This is a genomic window from Mesorhizobium sp. B3-1-6, assembly GCF_006439555.1.
GTDB lineage: Bacteria > Pseudomonadota > Alphaproteobacteria > Rhizobiales > Rhizobiaceae > Mesorhizobium.
In genome coordinates this window covers 38,467-57,118 of the sequence record NZ_VFTM01000024.1, presented here as the reverse complement: position 1 = coordinate 57,118, position 18,652 = coordinate 38,467, and the positions used below count along the sequence as shown (strand labels likewise).

General features: G+C 63.7%; 20 protein-coding genes. 18 read left to right on the top strand and 2 right to left on the bottom strand.

The features are described 5' to 3' along the window. The first annotated feature begins 28 nt into the window (after positions 1 to 28). The 15 genes from FJ414_RS20965 to FJ414_RS20895 all read left to right on the top strand — a co-directional run bounded on the left by FJ414_RS20965 (position 29) and on the right by FJ414_RS20895 (position 13,166). Positions 29 to 913 carry a VOC family protein gene (locus tag FJ414_RS20965; protein ID WP_140646247.1) on the top strand — a complete coding sequence of 295 codons (885 nt, stop codon included), beginning with the start codon at positions 29 to 31 and terminating at the stop codon, positions 911 to 913. Then, on the top strand, positions 910 to 1,755 hold the full coding sequence (kdsA, locus tag FJ414_RS20960; protein WP_140646246.1) for a 3-deoxy-8-phosphooctulonate synthase: 846 nt from the start codon (positions 910 to 912) through the stop codon (positions 1,753 to 1,755). The genes FJ414_RS20965 and kdsA overlap by 4 nt, the downstream gene beginning before the upstream one ends. 87 nt (positions 1,756 to 1,842) lie before the next feature. Beyond that, positions 1,843 to 2,049: a dodecin family protein gene (locus FJ414_RS20955; protein ID WP_140646245.1), complete on the top strand. Its 207-nt coding sequence runs from the start codon at positions 1,843 to 1,845 to the stop codon at positions 2,047 to 2,049. 70 nt (positions 2,050 to 2,119) lie between these two features. After that, the gene (locus tag FJ414_RS20950; RefSeq protein WP_095818099.1) at positions 2,120 to 2,485 is read left to right on the top strand and encodes a PRC-barrel domain-containing protein; all 366 of its coding nucleotides are present in this window, start codon (positions 2,120 to 2,122) and stop codon (positions 2,483 to 2,485) included. 389 nt (positions 2,486 to 2,874) lie between these two features. Next, on the top strand, positions 2,875 to 4,149 hold the full coding sequence (gene eno / locus FJ414_RS20945; RefSeq protein ID WP_140646244.1) for a phosphopyruvate hydratase: 1,275 nt from the start codon (positions 2,875 to 2,877) through the stop codon (positions 4,147 to 4,149). A gap of 155 nt (positions 4,150 to 4,304) precedes the next feature. Beyond that, a complete protein-coding gene (locus tag FJ414_RS20940) occupies positions 4,305 to 4,628 on the top strand; it encodes a septum formation initiator family protein (RefSeq protein WP_140646243.1) in 324 nt (107 codons plus the stop codon). A gap of 175 nt (positions 4,629 to 4,803) precedes the next feature. Next, positions 4,804 to 5,841: a pyruvate dehydrogenase (acetyl-transferring) E1 component subunit alpha gene (gene pdhA / locus FJ414_RS20935; RefSeq protein ID WP_140646242.1), complete on the top strand. Its 1,038-nt coding sequence runs from the start codon at positions 4,804 to 4,806 to the stop codon at positions 5,839 to 5,841. 15 nt (positions 5,842 to 5,856) lie between these two features. Next, positions 5,857 to 7,251, top strand: a complete 1,395-nt coding sequence (locus FJ414_RS20930; RefSeq protein WP_140646241.1) for a pyruvate dehydrogenase complex E1 component subunit beta — start codon at positions 5,857 to 5,859, stop codon at positions 7,249 to 7,251. 18 nt (positions 7,252 to 7,269) lie between these two features. Then, a complete protein-coding gene (locus FJ414_RS20925; RefSeq protein ID WP_140646240.1) occupies positions 7,270 to 8,646 on the top strand; it encodes a pyruvate dehydrogenase complex dihydrolipoamide acetyltransferase in 1,377 nt (458 codons plus the stop codon). 14 nt (positions 8,647 to 8,660) lie between these two features. Continuing rightward, positions 8,661 to 9,086 (top strand): hypothetical protein, encoded by a 426-nt coding sequence (locus tag FJ414_RS20920; protein WP_140646239.1) that lies wholly within the window; start codon positions 8,661 to 8,663, stop codon positions 9,084 to 9,086. Further along, a complete protein-coding gene (locus FJ414_RS20915; protein ID WP_140646238.1) occupies positions 9,083 to 9,721 on the top strand; it encodes an SGNH/GDSL hydrolase family protein in 639 nt (212 codons plus the stop codon). The genes FJ414_RS20920 and FJ414_RS20915 overlap by 4 nt, the downstream gene beginning before the upstream one ends. Positions 9,722 to 9,739: 18 nt before the next feature. Beyond that, complete coding sequence (gene lpdA / locus FJ414_RS20910) at positions 9,740 to 11,206, top strand: dihydrolipoyl dehydrogenase (protein ID WP_140646237.1); 1,467 nt, start codon at positions 9,740 to 9,742, stop codon at positions 11,204 to 11,206. Between the two features lie 156 nt (positions 11,207 to 11,362). After that, entirely contained in the window at positions 11,363 to 11,620 is a 258-nt protein-coding gene (locus FJ414_RS20905; protein WP_140646236.1) for a GlsB/YeaQ/YmgE family stress response membrane protein, read from the top strand. A gap of 118 nt (positions 11,621 to 11,738) precedes the next feature. Then, on the top strand, positions 11,739 to 12,704 hold the full coding sequence (gene lipA, locus FJ414_RS20900) for a lipoyl synthase (RefSeq protein WP_140646235.1): 966 nt from the start codon (positions 11,739 to 11,741) through the stop codon (positions 12,702 to 12,704). A gap of 6 nt (positions 12,705 to 12,710) precedes the next feature. Next, positions 12,711 to 13,166, top strand: coding sequence for a type II toxin-antitoxin system RatA family toxin (locus tag FJ414_RS20895; protein ID WP_140646234.1), 456 nt, complete (start codon positions 12,711 to 12,713; stop codon positions 13,164 to 13,166). Here the strand turns inward: FJ414_RS20895 and FJ414_RS20890 are convergent. Both FJ414_RS20890 and FJ414_RS20885 read right to left on the bottom strand, forming a co-directional pair. Then, on the bottom strand, positions 13,163 to 13,651 hold the full coding sequence (locus FJ414_RS20890) for a CinA family protein (protein WP_140646233.1): 489 nt from the start codon (positions 13,649 to 13,651) through the stop codon (positions 13,163 to 13,165). The two genes, FJ414_RS20895 and FJ414_RS20890, sit on opposite strands and share 4 nt — an antisense overlap. After that, a complete protein-coding gene (locus FJ414_RS20885) occupies positions 13,648 to 14,877 on the bottom strand; it encodes a bifunctional 2-C-methyl-D-erythritol 4-phosphate cytidylyltransferase/2-C-methyl-D-erythritol 2,4-cyclodiphosphate synthase (protein WP_140646232.1) in 1,230 nt (409 codons plus the stop codon). Before FJ414_RS20885 ends, FJ414_RS20890 begins: the two co-directional genes overlap by 4 nt. A 140-nt stretch (positions 14,878 to 15,017) precedes the next feature. Between FJ414_RS20885 and dusB the strand changes: the two genes are divergently transcribed. From dusB to ntrC, 3 genes are read left to right on the top strand one after another with little or no spacing between them, the layout of a single operon-like run. After that, positions 15,018 to 16,046 carry a tRNA dihydrouridine synthase DusB gene (dusB, locus tag FJ414_RS20880; protein WP_140646231.1) on the top strand — a complete coding sequence of 343 codons (1,029 nt, stop codon included), beginning with the start codon at positions 15,018 to 15,020 and terminating at the stop codon, positions 16,044 to 16,046. Further along, on the top strand, positions 16,043 to 17,185 hold the full coding sequence (locus tag FJ414_RS20875; RefSeq protein ID WP_140646230.1) for a nitrogen regulation protein NR(II): 1,143 nt from the start codon (positions 16,043 to 16,045) through the stop codon (positions 17,183 to 17,185). The genes dusB and FJ414_RS20875 overlap by 4 nt, the downstream gene beginning before the upstream one ends. Then, entirely contained in the window at positions 17,182 to 18,642 is a 1,461-nt protein-coding gene (gene ntrC, locus FJ414_RS20870) for a nitrogen regulation protein NR(I) (RefSeq protein WP_140646229.1), read from the top strand. The genes FJ414_RS20875 and ntrC overlap by 4 nt, the downstream gene beginning before the upstream one ends. The last annotated feature ends 10 nt before the right edge of the window (positions 18,643 to 18,652 follow it).

The following is an 18,652-nucleotide window of genomic DNA, read 5'->3' as shown; positions in this document are numbered from 1 at the left end:
CGGCCGGAATGGGGCACACCGCGCCGGCATGATCAAAAGCTCCGCCCATCCGCTCGACCACCTCGTGCTGCCTACCGGAAGCCTCGATGCCGCGCGGTCGCGTCTGGCCTCGCTCGGCTTTGTCGTCGCGCCCACGGGCATCCACCCTTTCGGCACGCAGAACGCCTGCGTCTTTTTCGCCGACGGCACCTATCTCGAGCCGCTGGCGGTGGGAAATGAACAGGCAGCAGGACAAGCAATCGCGGCCGGCAATGTCTTCATAGCGCGCGACCGCCTTTATCGCGAGCGGCTGGGCGAGGAGGGTTTTTCGGCCGTCGTGCTTGGAGCCGGCAATGCCGACGCCGACCATACGCGCTTTGTCGAAGCCGGCCTGTCGGCCGGCGACATGCTTAGTTTCTCACGCGTGTTCACCGACGCGAACGGAAAGAGCGATACGGCGTCTTTCAAGCTGGCCTTCGCGGCCGCCAAGGAGGCGCCGGACGCCTTCCTCTTCGCCTGCGAGCGCGTCAACGCGCCGAAGATCGATCGCACGGCGCTTCAGGCGCATGCCAATGGCGTGACCGGCATCGTCGAAGTGGTTGCGGTCAGCGACGCGCCTTCCGCGCAGATCGGGCTGATCTCTATCGCCGTCGGCGCGAGTGCTGACGACCTTGGGGCGGGCGACGTGGTGCGGTTGCCGAACGCGATACTGATCGTCGTCACGCCTGAAACCTACGCGCGGCGCTTCGGCCTGGTGGCCAAGCCGTCGTCGCATTTCCGGTTCGAGGCGATTGTTTTCTCGATCCGCGACAAAGCTTCAGTTGCGCACGTGCTTGCGGCCGGCGCCGTCGATCACGACATGAGCGGCAATGATGTCGTCGTTCCGCCGGCGCCCGGGCAGGGCGCCGCCTTCATCTTCCGGGAGATCCCATGAGCAAGCCCCTGGCGCCCAATTCATCGGTAACCGTCGGCAAGGTCGTCTTCGCCAACAATGCGCCGCTGTCGCTGATCGCCGGCCCGTGCCAGCTTGAATCGCGCCAGCATGCTTTCGACATGGCGGGCGCGTTGAAGGAACTGACGGAACGTCTGGGCATCGGCCTCGTCTACAAGACCAGCTACGACAAGGCCAACCGCACCTCGCTGTCGGCGACGCGCGGCGCCGGGCTCGATGCGGCAATGCCGATCTTCGACGATCTGCGCAAGGAGTTTGGGCTCCCGGTGCTGACCGACGTCCACACCGAGGAGCAGTGCGCGATCGTCGCGCCGCATGTCGATGTCCTGCAGATCCCCGCCTTCCTGTCGCGCCAGACCGACATGCTGGTCGCCGCCGCCAGGACCGGCAAGGTCATCAATGTGAAGAAGGGCCAGTTTCTCGCGCCCTGGGACATGAAGAACGTCGTCGCCAAGATCACCGGTTCCGGCAATCCGAACGTGCTGACCACCGAGCGCGGCGTCTCGTTCGGCTACAACACGCTGATCTCGGACATGCGCGCTCTGCCGGTCATGGCCGAGATCGGCGCCCCGGTTATCTTCGACGCCACCCATTCCGTGCAGCAGCCGGGCGGGCAAGGCGGCTCCTCCGGCGGCGAACGGCACTTTGTCGCGACGCTCGCGCGCGCGGCCGTTGCCGTCGGCGTCGCCGGCGTCTTCATCGAAACCCATCAGGACCCGGACAATTCGACGTCTTCGGATGGCCCCAACATGGTGCCTCTCAAGGACATGCCGGCGCTGCTGGAAAAGCTGATGGCCTTCGACCGGATCGCCAAGGGCCATTGATCCGACCCGATCCTGCGCCGGCTTGTGGTTGCATTGGGCCGGCGCTACGCTCGTTTTCGTAACTGAGCGTTTTGGCAGGAGGAAGCCATGTCCGTTGCCCGCGTCACCGAAATCACGTCGTCGTCCATGAAGAGCTTTCAGGATGCCATCGAGCAGGGCATCGCGCGCGCCGCAAAAACCCTGAAGAACGTCGAGGGCGCCTGGATCCAGGACCAGAAGATCGTCGTCGAGGACGGCAAGATCGCCGCTTACCGCGTCAATATGAAGGTCACCTTCATCCTCACCGACAGCTGAGCAAGTCGTCGGGAACCTTAGTGCGCTCCTCTCATTGTCAATGCATGCATTCAACGAGAGGAGAACCATCATGACCACCCCGTCCGGGCATACCGAAGCCATCGCCGCCTCACGTGTCATCGGCACGTCTGTCTACAACACCGAAGGCAAGAGCATCGGCAGCATCGAGGACGTGATGCTCGACAAGATGTCGAACGGCATCATGTTCGCTGTCATCGGTTTCGGCGGCTTTCTTGGCATGGGCGAGAAGTACCACGCCGTTCCGTGGGCGACGCTCGATTATGACGAGGATCAAGGCGGCTACGTCGTGCCGTTCACCAAGGAGCAGCTCCAGGCGGCGCCTGCATATTCGATCGACGAGCTGACCGGCGCCGACGGCGAAGCCGCCCGCGATGCTTCATTCCAGTATTACCATGTGAAGCCCTATTGGCATTGATCGCACGATCGGCAAGCTGAAAATCGAAAGGCCCCCGACATAAAGCCGGGGGCCTTTGACGTTTACCTACTCCGCTGCGTTGAGAGTCGATAGCTCCGCCGAACTCTGCTGGGGTTTCTGATCGTCGCATGACGTCAGGAACGCCGCCGCGATCAGGAACAAACTCACGATACCGCTCAACTGGGACATGGCGAAACTCCTCCTGTTTCGCCCCGCGCGAATGCGACCATAGATGAGAAGGCCGTGCAGTGCGCATGACTTATGATGACAGAAATTTGCGCTTCGTGACTCTTGCCCGCGGCAATAATTGCTGCCCCGCCGATTGCCTTTTGCTCCGCTTTGGCTAAGAGGGGCGCGACGCTTCAATCGATCAATCGGGGACATCGCAAATGACCGCCATCATCGACATTGTCGGGCGTGAAATCCTGGACAGCCGTGGCAATCCGACCGTCGAGGTCGACGTGGTGCTGGAAGACGGCTCGATGGGCCGCGCCGCTGTGCCGTCGGGCGCATCGACCGGCGCGCATGAGGCGGTTGAGGTGCGGGACGGCGGGCCGCGCTATCTCGGCAAGGGCGTTCAGCGCGCCGTCGAAGCGGTGAACGGCGAGCTGTTCGAGGCGATCGGCGGCATGGAAGCCGAGAACCAGATCCATATCGACCAGACGATGATCGAGCTCGACGGGACGCCGAACAAGAGCCGCCTCGGCGCCAATGCCATCCTCGGCGTGTCGCTGGCGGTCGCCAAGGCCGCGGCGGAAGCCGCGGGCCTGCCGCTCTACCGTTATGTCGGCGGCACCAAGGCGCACATCCTGCCGGTGCCGATGATGAACATCATCAATGGCGGCGCGCATGCCGACAATCCGATCGATTTCCAGGAATTCATGATCCTGCCGATCGGCGCGCCGACGCTGCGCGACGGCGTGCGCTGGGGCTCGGAGATTTTCCACACGCTGCGCAAGAAGCTCAAGGATGCCGGCCACAACACCAATGTCGGCGACGAGGGCGGCTTCGCTCCCAACCTGAAGAGCGCGCCTTCGGCGCTCGATTTCATCATGGAATCGATCGAGAAGGCCGGCTTCAAGCCTGGTGAGGACGTGGCCCTCGGTCTCGATTGCGCGGCGACCGAGTTCTTCAAGGACGGCAACTACGTCTATGAGGGCGAGAAGAAGACCCGCGATCCGAAGGCGCAGGCCAAGTACCTTGCCAAGCTCGCTGCCGACTATCCGATCATCACCATCGAGGACGGCCTTGCGGAGGACGACTGGGAAGGCTGGAAGATCCTGACCGACCTGATCGGCAAGAAGACCCAGCTCGTCGGCGACGATCTCTTCGTCACCAACACCGCGCGGCTGCGCGACGGCATCCGCATGGGCGTCGCCAATTCGATCCTGGTCAAGGTCAACCAGATCGGCTCGCTGACAGAGACGCTCGATGCCGTCGAGACCGCGCACAAGGCCGGCTACACCGCCGTCATGTCGCATCGCTCGGGCGAGACCGAGGATTCGACCATCGCCGACCTCGCGGTCGCCACCAATTGCGGGCAGATCAAGACCGGCTCCCTGTCGCGCTCGGACCGCACCGCCAAATACAACCAGCTCATCCGCATCGAGGAAGAGCTCGGCAAGCAGGCGCGCTACGCCGGCAAGTCGGTGGTCAAGGGCTGATCCGGCCCGTTCGAACAGTCTGAAAAGGGCGGGTCATTCCCGCCCTTTTTCGTTCCGACGATCCTCGATAAAGCCGCCCGTAACCGTCCATTAAGCACAATCGGGCGAAATACGACTCATGGCCGCTTGCGTTCGCGGCCGCGAGGGTTCGGGTCATGTGGACACGTCAGCACAAGCAGAGAAACACCGGCAGGCTGATCATCCCCTCGCTTTGCGTGCTCTTCCTGGCCTATTTCGGCTTCCATGCCTATCACGGCGAATTCGGCATCTATTCCAAATATCGGCTGCAGGCCCGGGCGGTTGAATTGCAGGCCCAGCTCGATGCCGTGAAGGCGCGCCGGATCGATTTCGAGCGTCGTGTCCAGTTGATGCATGAAGGCACGCTGGAGAAGGATATGCTTGACGAGCAGGCCCGAAAGGCGCTCAATCTGTCCCATCCCGACGAAATCACCATCATGCTGCCCGCCTCGACTAAATAACCGAATTTCGGTTAATCGTCTTTATTTTCAATGATTCTAATCGCTTAGATGCATGCCAGCCATGCATTTTTCAGCATGGCGCAATGCATTCTTGCGTGTTAGCTTCTCGCAAATCGGTGGGGAGACGATCGATCTCCCTGAATGTCCGCGAAGAGACGCCAACAGGGAGTGACGCATGGCCACCGCCGCCAAAAAAGCGCCCGCCAAATCCAGATCCGACAAACAGCCCAATCTGTCAGCGCCCAAGCCGGCCGATTTCACCAAGGAAGAAGAGCTTTCCGCCTACCGGCACATGCTTTTGATCCGCCGCTTCGAGGAGAAGGCCGGCCAGCTCTATGGCATGGGCTTCATCGGTGGCTTCTGCCACCTCTATATCGGCCAGGAGGCCGTCGTCACCGGCATGAAGATGGCGCTTGTCGAAGGCGACCAGATGATCACCGCCTATCGCGACCATGGCCACATGCTGGCGATGGAGCTGTCGCCGCGCGGCGTCATGGCCGAGCTCACCGGGCGCCGCGGCGGCCTGTCGAAGGGCAAGGGCGGCTCCATGCATATGTTCTCCAAGGAGAAGCATTTCTATGGCGGCCATGGCATCGTCGGCGCACAGGTGTCGCTCGGCACCGGTCTCGCCTTCGCCAACCGCTACCGCGAAAACAAGAACGTTTCGCTGACCTACTTCGGCGACGGCGCCGCCAACCAGGGCCAGGTCTATGAAAGCTTCAACATGGCCTCGCTGTGGAAGCTGCCGGTGATCTACATCATCGAGAACAACCGCTACGCCATGGGCACGTCCGTGTCGCGCTCGTCGGCCGAGACCGACTTCTCGCATCGCGGCGCTTCCTTCAAGATCCCGGGCATCCAGGTCGACGGCATGGACGTCCGCGCCGTGAAGTCGGCGGCCGATCTGGCCACCGAATGGTGCCGGTCCGGCAACGGTCCGCTCATTCTCGAGATGCAGACCTACCGCTATCGCGGCCATTCGATGTCCGACCCGGCAAAATACCGCTCCAAGGAGGAAGTGCAGAAGATGCGCTCCGAGCATGACCCGATCGAGCAGGTCCGGGTGCGGCTGCTCGACAAGAAGTGGGCAAGCGAGGACGAGCTCAAGACCATCGACAAGGAGGTCCGCGACATCGTCGCCGACGCCGCCGAATTCGCCCAGAACGACGCCGAGCCGGATCCGTCCGAGCTCTGGACCGACATCGTACTCTAAGGAGAGGGCAAGGACATGCCGATCGAAATTCTCATGCCCGCGCTCTCGCCGACGATGGAAGAGGGCAATCTTTCCAAATGGCTGAAGAACGAAGGCGACAAGATCGTCGCCGGTGACGTCATCGCCGAGATCGAGACCGACAAGGCGACGATGGAAGTCGAAGCCGTCGACGAAGGCACGCTCGCCAAGATCGTGGTTCCCGCCGGTAGCGAAGGCGTCAAGGTCAACGCGGTCATCGCCGTGCTTGCCGTCGACGGCGAGGACGTCGACAAGACCGGTGAAGGCATCGGTGAAGAAGAGCCCGGAAAGGCCGAAAAAGCCGCACCGGCGCCGGCCCCCGCCGCGGCCAAGAGCGACGCTGCCACGCCGGTCGCCGCCGCGCCGAAGGCGGAGATCGCCGCCGATCCGGATATTCCCGCCGGCACCGAGATGGTTTCCACCACAGTGCGCGAAGCGCTCCGTGACGCGATGGCCGAGGAAATGCGCCGCGACGGCGATGTCTTCGTCATGGGCGAGGAGGTCGCCGAATACCAAGGCGCCTACAAGATCACGCAAGGCCTGCTGCAGGAGTTCGGGCCGCGGCGCGTCGTCGACACGCCCATCACCGAGCATGGCTTTGCGGGCGTCGGCGTCGGCGCCGCGATGGCCGGGTTGAAGCCGATCGTCGAATTCATGACCTTCAACTTCGCCATGCAGGCGATCGACCAGATCATCAACTCGGCCGCCAAGACGCTCTATATGTCCGGCGGCCAGATGGGCGCGCCGATCGTGTTTCGCGGTCCTAACGGCGCGGCCGCCCGCGTCGCCGCGCAGCATTCGCAGTGCTATGCCGCCTGGTACAGCCATATCCCCGGCCTGAAAGTGGTGATGCCCTACACGGCCGCCGACGCCAAGGGCCTGCTCAAGGCGGCGATCCGTGATCCGAACCCGGTCATCTTTCTGGAGAACGAGATCCTCTACGGCCATTCCTTCGATGTGCCGAAGCTCGACGACTTCGTGCTGCCGATCGGCAAGGCACGTGTCCACAAGCAAGGCAAGGACGTCACGCTCGTCTCCTTCGGCATCGGCATGACCTATGCGGTCAAGGCGGAGGCCGAGTTGCGCGGCATGGGCATCGATGCCGAGATCATCGATCTCAGGACCATTCGGCCGCTCGACTTCGACACGATCATCGCTTCGGTGAAGAAGACCAACCGTCTCGTGGTGGTGGAAGAAGGTTATCCGCAGAACTCGGTCGGCGACCACATCGCCAGCCAGGTCTCGCAGCGCGCCTTCGACTTCCTCGATGCGCCGGTGATCACCATTGCCGGCAAGGACGTGCCGATGCCTTATGCGGCGAACCTCGAGAAGCTGGCGCTGCCAAACGTCGGCGAAGTCGTCGAGGCGGTCAAAGCCGTCACTTATCGCTGAGCCGGTCGGGAGGACATCATGCCAATCAACATCACCATGCCGGCGCTCTCGCCCACGATGGAAGAGGGCAATCTTTCCAAGTGGCTGGTCAAGGAAGGCGATAAGGTTTCGCCGGGCGACGTGATCGCCGAGATCGAAACCGACAAGGCGACGATGGAAGTCGAGGCCGTCGACGAAGGCACCGTCGCCAAGCTGGTGGTTCCGGCCGGTACCGAAGGCGTCAAGGTCAACGCGTTGATCGCCATCTTGGCTGGTGAAGGCGAGGATGCCGCGGCCGCTGCCAAGAGCGGCGGCAGCGCCGCGCCAAAGGCCGAAGCGCCGAAGGCGGACGCCCCGAAAGCCGAAACGCCCAAGGAAGCACCCAAGCCAGCAGCGGCGGCGGCGGCGCCCGCGCCGGCGAAGGCCGAGCCGGCTCCCGTCGCCAACGGCCACGCCGCCGGCGATCGCGCCTTCGCATCGCCGCTGGCTCGCCGCATCGCCAAGGATGCTGGCGTCGATGTGTCCGCTGTGACAGGCACCGGCCCCCATGGCCGCGTGGTGAAGGTCGACGTCGAGGCGGCGATCGCTTCCGGCGGCGCCAAGGCCGCTCCGGCGGCGAAGGCGCCCGCCGGCGCTCCATCCGCTCCAGCGCCAGCACCCAAGCCGATGTCGGACGACCAGGTGCTGAAGCTGTTCGCCGAAGGCTCCTACGAGCTTGTCCCGCACGACAACATGCGCAAGACCATCGCGCGCCGTCTGGTCGAGGCGAAGTCCACCATCCCGCATTTCTATCTGACGCTCGACTGCGAGCTCGATGCGCTCTTGGCACTGCGCACGCAGTTGAATGCCGCGGCCCCGATGAGGAAGACCGACAAGGGCGAAGCCCCGGCCTACAAGCTCTCCGTCAACGACATGGTCATCAAGGCGATGGCGATGGCGCTGATGGCGGTGCCGGACGCCAATGCCTCCTGGACCGAGAGCGCCATGGTCAAGCACAAGCACGCCGATGTCGGCGTCGCGGTGTCGATCCCCGGCGGCCTGATCACGCCGATCATCCGGCATGCGGATGAAAAGACGCTGTCGGTCATCTCCAACGAGATGAAGGACCTGGCGAGCCGCGCCAGGAGCCGCAAGTTGAAGCCGGAAGAGTATCAGGGCGGCACCACCGCTGTGTCCAATCTGGGCATGTTCGGCATCAAGGACTTTGCCGCCGTCATCAACCCGCCGCATGCGACGATTTTAGCGGTCGGCGCCGGCGAGGAGCGTGCGGTGGTGAAGAAGGGCGAGATCAGAGTAGCCACCGTGATGTCGGTGACGCTGTCGACCGACCACCGCGCGGTCGACGGCGCGCTTGGCGCCGAACTGCTCGGCGCCTTCAAGCGCATGATCGAAAACCCGATGGGCATGCTGGTGTAAGAAGGGAAAAGGCGGTGCGGAAATTCTTCACCAGCCTTTTCGCCTTCGTCCTTTCCGGCTTCGCCGGCGGGCTGGTGGCTCAGGAACTCGCCGTCGCCACCGGTGCCGAGGAAGAATACATCGTCGTTTTCATGGTCTCGGTGCTGGTGACCGCTGTCGCCACTGTCGTCTTCTTCATGGCGCAGTTCATGGTCGATCCGGTCATGGCCGTCGCCAAGGCGGGAAAGTGGTCGCTGATCGTGTTCGCCGTGTTGCTCATCCTGCTGGTCGGCATGGTGCTCCATACGGATGCCAGCAAGGATGTGATGAAGCGCGACGGGCCGATGGTGGCCGGGCTGATATTGCCAGGCATCGTCACGATCATCGTGCAGTGGCTCTTCGTGCGCTGGCGGGTGGGGCATGTCCGAACAGGTTTTGGTAGAGGCGGGGCGAAGGCGTGAAGACAATTCTGTGCTACGGCGACTCCCTGACCTGGGGCTATGATGCCGCCAGCCTCGGCCGCCATGCGCTGGCAGACCGCTGGCCGAGCGTGCTTGGCGCTGAGCTCGGCGACGACGTCGAGGTCATCGCCGAAGGCCTCAACGGCCGCACCACGGCCTTCGACGACCATCTGGCCGGCGCCGACCGCAATGGCGCCCGCGTCCTGCCGACGGTCCTGACCAGCCATGCGCCGCTTGATCTCGTCATCATCATGCTCGGCTCCAACGACATGAAGCCGTGGATCCACGGCAATCCGGTCGCCGCCAAGCAGGGCATGCAGCGCCTGATCGATATCGTGCGCGGCCACGACTATCCGTTCGACTGGGATACGCCGCAGATCCTGATCGTCGCTCCGCCGGCGGTAACGCGCACCGACAATGCGGAATTCAAGGAAATGTTCGCCGGCGGCGACGACGCCTCCAAGCGGCTGGCGCCGCAATATTCGGCACTTGCCGATGAGGCCGGCTGCGGCTTCTTCGATGCCGGCACCGTCGCTGCCACCACGCCGCTCGACGGCGTCCATCTCGATGCGGAAAACACGCGGCGGATCGGCCGGGCTCTGGCGCCGCTCGTGCGCATCATGCTCTCACTCTAACCCTTAGAAAGAAAACCCGTGGCTGAATCCTACGACGTCATCATCATCGGCTCAGGTCCCGGCGGCTATGTCACGGCGGTGCGTTCCGCCCAGCTCGGCTTCAAGACGGCGATCGTCGAGCGCGAGCATCTTGGCGGCATCTGCCTGAACTGGGGCTGCATCCCGACCAAGGCGCTGCTGCGCTCGGCCGAGATCATGCATTATTCCGACCACCTCAAGGACTACGGCCTGAAGCTCGAAGGCGGCAAGGTCAGCCCCGACACATCAGCCGTGGTCGACCGTTCGCGAAAAGTGTCGCTCAGGCTGAACACCGGCGTCGGCTTCCTGATGAAGAAGAACAAGGTCGACGTGATCTGGGGCGAGGCGAAGCTTTCGAAGGCCCCTGCCGGTGACAAACCGGGCGAGGTCGTCGTTTCGAAGACCGCGAAAAAGGCGATGGAGCCGCAGCCGCCGGTGCCGAAAGGCGTCAAGGGCGAGGGCACCTACGCTGCCAAGCACATTATTCTCGCGACCGGCGCAAGGCCGCGCGCGCTGCCCGGCATCGAGCCGGACGGCAAGCTGATCTGGACCTATTTCGAGGCGATGGTGCCGAAGGAAATGCCGAAATCGCTGCTGGTGATGGGTTCGGGCGCCATCGGCATCGAATTCGCTTCCTTCTACCGCACCATGGGCGCCGATGTGACGGTGGTCGAGCTGCTGCCGGCGGTGATGCCGGTCGAGGACGCCGAGGTCTCGAAATTCGCGCAAAAGCAGTTCGAGAAGCAGGGGATGAAGATACTCCTCGAGGCCAAGGTGACCAAGGTCGAAAAGGGCGCCAATTCGGTCACCGCGCATGTCGAGATGAAGGACGGCAAGGTCGAGAAGATCACCGCCGACCGGATGATCTCTGCCGTCGGCGTGCAGGGCAACATCGAAAATCTTGGCCTGGAAGCGCTCGGCGTGAAGACGGACCGCGGCTGCGTCGCCGTCGATGGCTACGGCAAGACCAATGTGCCCGGCGTCTACGCCATCGGCGACGTTGCCGGACCGCCGATGCTTGCCCACAAGGCCGAGCATGAAGGCGTCGTCTGCATCGAGAAAATAGCCAATTTTCCGGGCGTGCATGCCACCGACAAGCTGAAGATCCCCGGCTGCACCTATTGCAGCCCGCAGGTTGCGTCCGTTGGCTTGACGGAAGCCAAGGCCAAGGCTGAAGGCAAGGATATCCGCGTCGGCCGCTTCCCCTTCAGCGCCAACGGCAAGGCCATCGCGCTCGGCGAGGATCAGGGCTTCGTCAAGACCATCTTCGACAAGAAGACGGGCCAGCTTCTCGGCGCGCATATGGTCGGTGCCGAGGTGACCGAGCTCATCCAGGGTTTTGTCGTGGCGATGAACCTGGAGACCACCGAGGAAGAGCTGATGCACACGATCTTCCCGCATCCGACGTTGTCGGAAATGATGAAGGAGAGCGTGCTCGACGCCTATGGCCGCGTTTTGAACGCATGACAAGTCACCAACCGGTGACAGATCACCAATCGGTGATAGACGGTCAATCCATGCTAAATTGGTCGGGCGAGACTCACTCGCGGCAGCCGGAGAAAGCTGACGGCAAGGCAGTTCGTATCCGGATGCATCTTCACCTGATCGAGGAGGAATTGGCATATGCATATGAATGGCGTCGGCTGGATTACAGCCATCATCGTCGGCGGTCTGGCGGGCTGGTTCGCCGAGATGGTCATGAAGAGCAACACCGGCATCGTCATGAACATCATCATGGGCATTGTCGGCGCCGTGGTGCTGAACGCGATCCTGCAGGCCCTCAATATCGGGGCCTTCGGTGCCGGCTGGGTGGCCTATCTGATCACCGGCTTCATAGGTGCCTGCCTGCTGATCTTCGTCGGACGGCTCGTTCGCCGCTGAACCGCTATGCGAAAAGGCTGTGGCGGCATGCGCTGCCACGGCCTTTTTCTTTGCCTCGAAAAGTCCTAGATGACGAAAGACAGGTGGCTGGCGAAATCGCGGCCGCGAAGGGTTTGAGATGGTCACAGTCGTAGACACGATCGCCAACCGGCCGCGCCCGCGGCATCCCGAGAAGGCGCACCGGCCCGACCAGGAGGTGTTGCGCAAGCCCGACTGGATCCGCGTCAAGGCGCCGGTTTCCAAGGGCTATGCCGAAACGCGCGAGATCGTGAAGTCGCACAAGCTGGTGACGGTGTGCGAGGAGGCCGGCTGCCCGAATATCGGCGAGTGCTGGGACAAGAAGCACGCCACCTTCATGATCATGGGCGAGATCTGCACTCGCGCCTGCGCCTTCTGCAATGTCGCGACCGGTATCCCGACCGCGCTCGATGCGGATGAGCCGGCGCGGGTCGCGCACGCCGTCAAGCAGATGGGGCTGAGCCACGTCGTCATCACGTCCGTCGATCGCGATGACCTGGCCGATGGCGGCGCGCAGCATTTCGCCGACGTCATCCGCGCCATCCGCGCGGCGACGCCCTCGACGACGATCGAGATCCTGACGCCCGACTTCCTGCGCAAGGACGGCGCGCTGGAGATCGTCGTCGCGGCCAAGCCCGACGTCTTCAACCATAATCTCGAAACCGTGCCGTCGAATTACCTGACGGTCCGTCCCGGCGCGCGTTATTTCCATTCGATCCGGCTTTTGCAGCGGGTCAAGGAACTCGACCCGTCGATCTTCACCAAATCCGGCATCATGGTCGGCCTCGGCGAGGAGCGGAACGAGGTGCTGCAATTGATGGACGATCTGCGTTCGGCCAATGTCGACTTCATGACCATCGGCCAGTACCTGCAGCCCTCGAAGAAGCACCATCCGGTGATCCGCTTCATCCCGCCGGACGAGTTCAAGTCCTATGAGACGATAGGCAAGACCAAGGGCTTCCTTCTGATGGCTTCGAGCCCGCTGACCCGCTCCTCGCATCACGCCGGCGAGGATTTCGCCAGGTTGCGCGCGGCGCGCGAGGCGCAGCTCGCGAAGGCCAGCTGACCTTCAATGCCGAAATTCGAGGCGACACGCCGCGTCGCGCACACGCCGCAAGAGATGTTCGCGCTGGTTGCGGACATCGAGGCTTACCCGCAATTCCTGCCGCTCTGTGAGTCGCTCACCGTGCGCTCTCGCAAGGAGCGCGACGGCCGCACCATCCTGGTTGCCGACATGAGCATCGGCTACAGGGCGATCCGCGAGACCTTTACCACGCAGGTGCTGCTCAATCCGGCCGAGCATGCCATCGATGTCAAATACATCGACGGTCCGTTCAAATATCTCAGCAATATCTGGCGCTTCGATCCCGCTGGCAGCGGCTGCGAGGTGCATTTCTTCATCGACTACGAATTCAAGAGCCGCATCCTGGGCGCGGTGATGGGCACGATGTTCGATCGCGCCTTCCGCATGTTCTCGGAAGCCTTCGAGAAACGGGCAGACGTCATCTATGGGGTGAAGCAAGCCTAACGCTCACCGAGCGCGCGCAGTCCGAGTTGCAGCGCGTGTCGCACCGTCTCGTGCCGGATGAATTCACGGCCCTTTTGGCCGAACAACTGCCGCTCCGCGACGATCGGCTGTCCGGCAAGCGCGGTCCCGAACCAGACAAGGCCGACCGGCTTGTCCGTCGAGCCGCCGCCCGGACCGGCAATGCCCGTGACGGCGAGCGAGAGGCTGGCTTGCGAATGCGCCAGCGCGCCTGCCGCCATCTCAAGCACCGTCTCGCGCGAGACCGCGCCACGCGCCTCAAGCGTGGCGGCGGAAACGCCGAGCATCTCCATCTTGGCTTCGTTGGAATAGGTGACGAAGCCGCGATCGACCACCGCGGAGGACCCGGCGATGTCGGTCAGCGCCGCGATGATCAGGCCGCCGGTGCAGCTTTCGGCCGTCGCCAGCATGATGCTGCGCTGCTGACAGGCCTGGAGCAAAGCGATAGCGAGTTCGGCGTTGCTCATGCCGGCACCTCTCCCGGGTAGACGACGCTGGCGGTGGCGATCGCGGCGATGCCTTCGCCACGCCCGACAAAGCCCAGCTTCTCGTTGGTTGTCGCCTTGATCGAAATGCGCTCGCGCGCGATACCAAGCATGGCCGAAAGCGCCTCCGTCATCGCCGCGCGATGCGGCCCGACGCGCGGCGCCTCGCAGATCAACGTGATGTCGGCATTGGCGATGCGGCCGCCACGCTCGCGCACCAGCTTTGCCGCATGCTCGACGAAGATCTTCGAGGCCGCTCCCTTCCATTGCGGGTCGGACGGCGGGAAATGCGTGCCTATGTCGCCGGCGCCGCAGGTGGCAAGCAACGCGTCGGTCAGCGCATGCAGCCCGACATCGGCGTCCGAATGGCCGGACAGTTTTCGCTCGTAGGGAATGGCGACGCCACAGAGCGTTACATGGTCGCCGGGCTCGAAGGCATGCACGTCGTAGCCATTGCCGGTGCGAATATCAGGGAAGCGATGCTGCGCGCTCAAGAGCCGCTGGTCGGCCAATGCAATATCCCTTGCCCAGGTGAGTTTGACGTTGTCCGGCGATCCCGGAACGATCTTGACCGGTATCTGCGCCCATTCGGCGATCGCCGCGTCGTCGGTGAATTCCGTTTTCCCCAGATGATGCGCCTTTTCGTGCGCGGCGAGCAGCGGCCAGAACGGAAAGCCCTGCGGCGTCTGCGCCGCATGAAGGCCGGCTCTCGACACCGTCTCATCGATCATGCCGGCAGCCGATTCCCGCTTCAGCGTATCGGCGACGGGCAGCGCCGGCAGCGCGCCCTGGCGCTCGCCGATCGCCTCGATGGTGCGGTCGATCAGCCCGGCGTCGACGAACGGGCGTACGGCATCGTGCACCAGCACTTTTGCGGGTGCCTGGTCCCTCAGCGCCATGAGGCCGAGCCGGACGGAAGCCTGGCGCGAAGGGCCGCCGATCACGGCGACAAGACGATCGCCATGCGCCTCGGCCGCGCGTTGGAAGAGTTCGGCATCGTCGGCATGGATCGCCACGACCACCGGGCCGATCATTGGATGCGAGAGGAAGATATCCAATGTATGCGCGATGACGGCACGGCCGCCGATGCGCTGATATTGCTTCGGACCGTCGGCCTGTCCGGCGCGCGCGCCGCGTCCGGCGGCGACGATCACCACCCCGATCCCACCGCTTGGGCCCGCCGCTTGCTTTTCGCTTGCCTCGCTCATTCCGATCGGTCCTAGTCGGCGTGATGGCCGAAGGCCAGCATTTTCCAAAATGCGCCTTAATGTGACGTCATTGCGCGTTGCACAATGCCACACTTCTGGCTAGAGAATGTGCAACGATTGAACATGCTTGGTTTTTGTGCATGGTTGAACTGACCACTTTGGCATCGCCACTCGATGTCGGCGGCGTGAGAATCCGCAATCGCGTTTTCCTGGCGCCGATGTCGGGCATCACCGACGAGCCGTTCCGGCAGCGCGCCCACGCGCATGGCGCGGGGCTGGTCGTGTCGGAAATGGTGGCAAGCGGCGAACTGGCCAAGGGCAGGGCCGGCTGCGACCTGCGCATCCGCCATTCCGGCCTGCCGGTGCATATGGTTCAGTTGGCCGGCCGCGAGGTTATCCATATGGGCGAGGGCGCGCGCATAGCGGCGGGCGAGGGCGCCGATATCATCGACATCAACATGGGCTGCCCTGCGAAGAAGGTGACCGGCGGCTATGCCGGTTCGGCACTGATGCGCGACCTCGACCATGCGCTGTCGCTGATCGAGGCAGTGGTCGGCGCCGTCTCGGTGCCGGTGACGGTCAAGATGCGGCTCGGCTGGGACGAAAGCGCGTTCAACGCGCCGATGCTGGCCCGCCGCGCCGAACAGGCCGGGGTCAAGATGGTGACAGTGCATGGCCGCACGCGCTGCCAGTTCTACCAGGGCAAGGCCGATTGGCGCGCCATCGCGCGCGTCAAGGAAGCTGTATCGATACCCGTGGTGGCCAATGGCGATGTCGGCTCGCCGGAAGAGGCGGCGACAATCCTCGAACAGTCCGGAGCAGACGCGGTGATGATCGGCCGCGCGCACTATGGCGCACCATGGATCGCCGGCGACATTGCCACAACCGCCGCCGGTGCAAGCGCGCAAGCAATTCCGCGCATGCCGCGGGCGCTCGCCGACTACGTCGTGTCCCACTACGAGGACATGCTCTCGCTCTACGGTATCGAAAGCGGCCTGCGCCAGGCGCGCAAGCATCTCGACTGGTATCTTGACCGCCATACGGCCGATGTTTCAGCCGAGCAGCGCAAACGCATTCTGACTTCCTTCGACCCGCGGGAAGTCGTCGCCGAGCTGCGCCGCGCGTTCACTGACAGCTTGTCCTCGATCAGCCTGCGGAGCGCGGCATGAAGGCCAACGTTCCCCAGCCGGCCGATATGGCGGATGCCGCCAATATCGTGCTCAACACCATCCGCCGCCCGGTCATCATGGTCGACCTCGACGGCTTTATCACTTTTGCCAATGCCGATGCCGAGGACTTCTTCCGCTCCAGCGCGACCATGCTCGCCCGCAACACGCTGTCCAAGCTGGTGCCCTTCGGCAGCCCGTTGCTGACGCTGGTCGACCAGGTGCGCGAACGCCGCGCGCCGGTCAACGAATACCGCGTCGACGTCTCGTCGCCGCGCCTCGGCATCGAGAAGATGGTCGACCTCTATGTCGCGCCGGTGCCGGAGTTTCCCGGCTCGATCGTGGTCATGTTCCAGGAACGGTCGATGGCCGACAAGATCGACCGCCAGATGACGCATCGGGGTGCTGCGCGCTCCGTCACTGGCCTGGCCGCCATGCTGGCGCATGAGATCAAGAACCCGCTCTCCGGCATCCGCGGCGCCGCCCAGCTACTCGAGCTTTCCGCTTCCGACGAGGACCGCGCGCTGACCCGCCTGATCACCGACGAGACTGACCGCATCGTCTCGTTGGTCGACCGCATGGAGGTGTTTTCCGACGAGCGGCCGATCGAGCGCTATCCGGTCAACATCCACGTCGTGCTCGATCATGTGAAGGCGATTGCCAAGAATGGTTTTGCAAGGCGGATCAAGATCTTGGAGGAATATGATCCATCATTGCCTCCGGTCTTCGCCAATCGCGACCAACTGATCCAGGTCTTCCTCAATCTGGTGAAGAACGCCGCCGAGGCGATCGGCGCCGACCCGCAGGGCGAGATCATGCTCTCGACGGCTTTCCGCCCTGGCATCCGCGTTTCCGTGCCCGGCACGCAGGACCGCGTCTCGTTGCCGCTGGAGTTCTGCGTGCATGACAACGGGCCCGGCGTCTCCGAGGACATCCTGCCGATCCTGTTCGATCCGTTCATCACCACCAAGCCCAATGGCTCAGGACTTGGGCTGGCGCTGGTAGCCAAGATCGTCGGCGAGCATGGCGGCATCATCGAATGCGATTCGACGCCGCGCGGGACGACATTCCGCATCCTGCTTCCGGCCTGGAAGGAGACCGCGCCCGGCGCAGGCGAGGAAGCTGAAGGAGACCGCACATGACCGCTCGCGGCAATATTCTCGTCGCCGACGACGATGCGGCCATCCGCACCGTGCTCAACCAGGCGCTGTCGCGGGTCGGCCACGAGGTGCGCGTCACCTCCAACGCCTCGACGCTGTGGCGCTGGGTCGCGGCGGGCGAGGGCGATCTCGTCATCACCGATGTGGTGATGCCGGACGAAAACGCCTTCGACATGCTGCCGCGTATCAAGAAGGCGCGGCCCGAGCTGCCGGTCATCGTCATGAGCGCGCAAAACACGTTCATGACCGCCATCCGCGCCTCCGAGACCGGCGCCTACGAATATCTGCCGAAGCCGTTCGACCTGACGGAGCTGCTCAACATCGTCAACCGGGCGCTGGCCGAGCCGAAGCGGCCGAAGCTCGATGCCCGCGCGGAAGACCAGCCGGAGACGATGCCGCTGGTTGGTCGCTCCGCCGCCATGCAGGATATCTACCGCATGCTGGCGCGCATGATGCAGACCGACCTCACGGTCATGATCAGCGGCGAGTCAGGCACCGGCAAGGAGCTGGTGGCGCGCGCGCTGCATGAATATGGCCGCCGCCGCGGCGGCCCGTTCGTGGCCATCAACATGGCGGCGATTCCGCGCGACCTGATCGAATCGGAACTGTTCGGCCACGAGAAGGGCGCCTTCACCGGGGCACAGAACCGCTCCAGCGGCCGTTTCGAACAGGCCGAGGGCGGCACGCTGTTCCTCGATGAGATCGGCGACATGCCGATGGAAGCGCAGACCCGGCTGCTGCGCGTGCTGCAGCAGGGCGAATACACTACGGTCGGCGGCCGCACGCCGATCAAGACCGACGTGCGTATCGTCGCGGCTACAAACAAGGATCTGCGCACGCTCATCAACCAGGGCCTCTTCCGCGAGGACCTGTTCTATCGCCTCAATGTCGTGCCGCTGAGGCTGCCGGCGCTGCGCGAGCGTTCCGAGGACATCCCCGATCTGGTGCGGCACTTCTTCAAGCAGGGCGCCAGCGAGGGCTTGCAGACCAAGCGCATTTCGTCCGGCGGCATCGAGCTCATGAAGCGCTACCCCTGGCCGGGCAACGTGCGCGAGTTGGAAAACCTGGTGCGCCGGCTGGCCGCCCTCTACTCGCAGGACGAAATTTCGTCGGAAATCATCGAATCCGAGCTGAAAACCGGCGAAAGGCCGGTCGTGCCCGACGGCGGCGCGCTCATCCCCGACGATCTGTCGATCGGCCAGGCGGTCGAGCACTACCTGCAGCGATATTTCGCCTCCTTCGCCGGCGAACTGCCGCCGGCCGGGCTCTACCAGCGCATTCTTGCCGAGGTCGAGTATCCGCTGGTGCTGGCTTCGATGACGGCGACACGCGGCAACCAGATCAAGGCGGCGGAACTTTTGGGGCTCAACCGCAACACGCTGCGCAAGAAGATCCGCGAACTCGGCGTCAACGTCTACAAATCGGCCAGGCAGCCGTAGCGTCACCTCG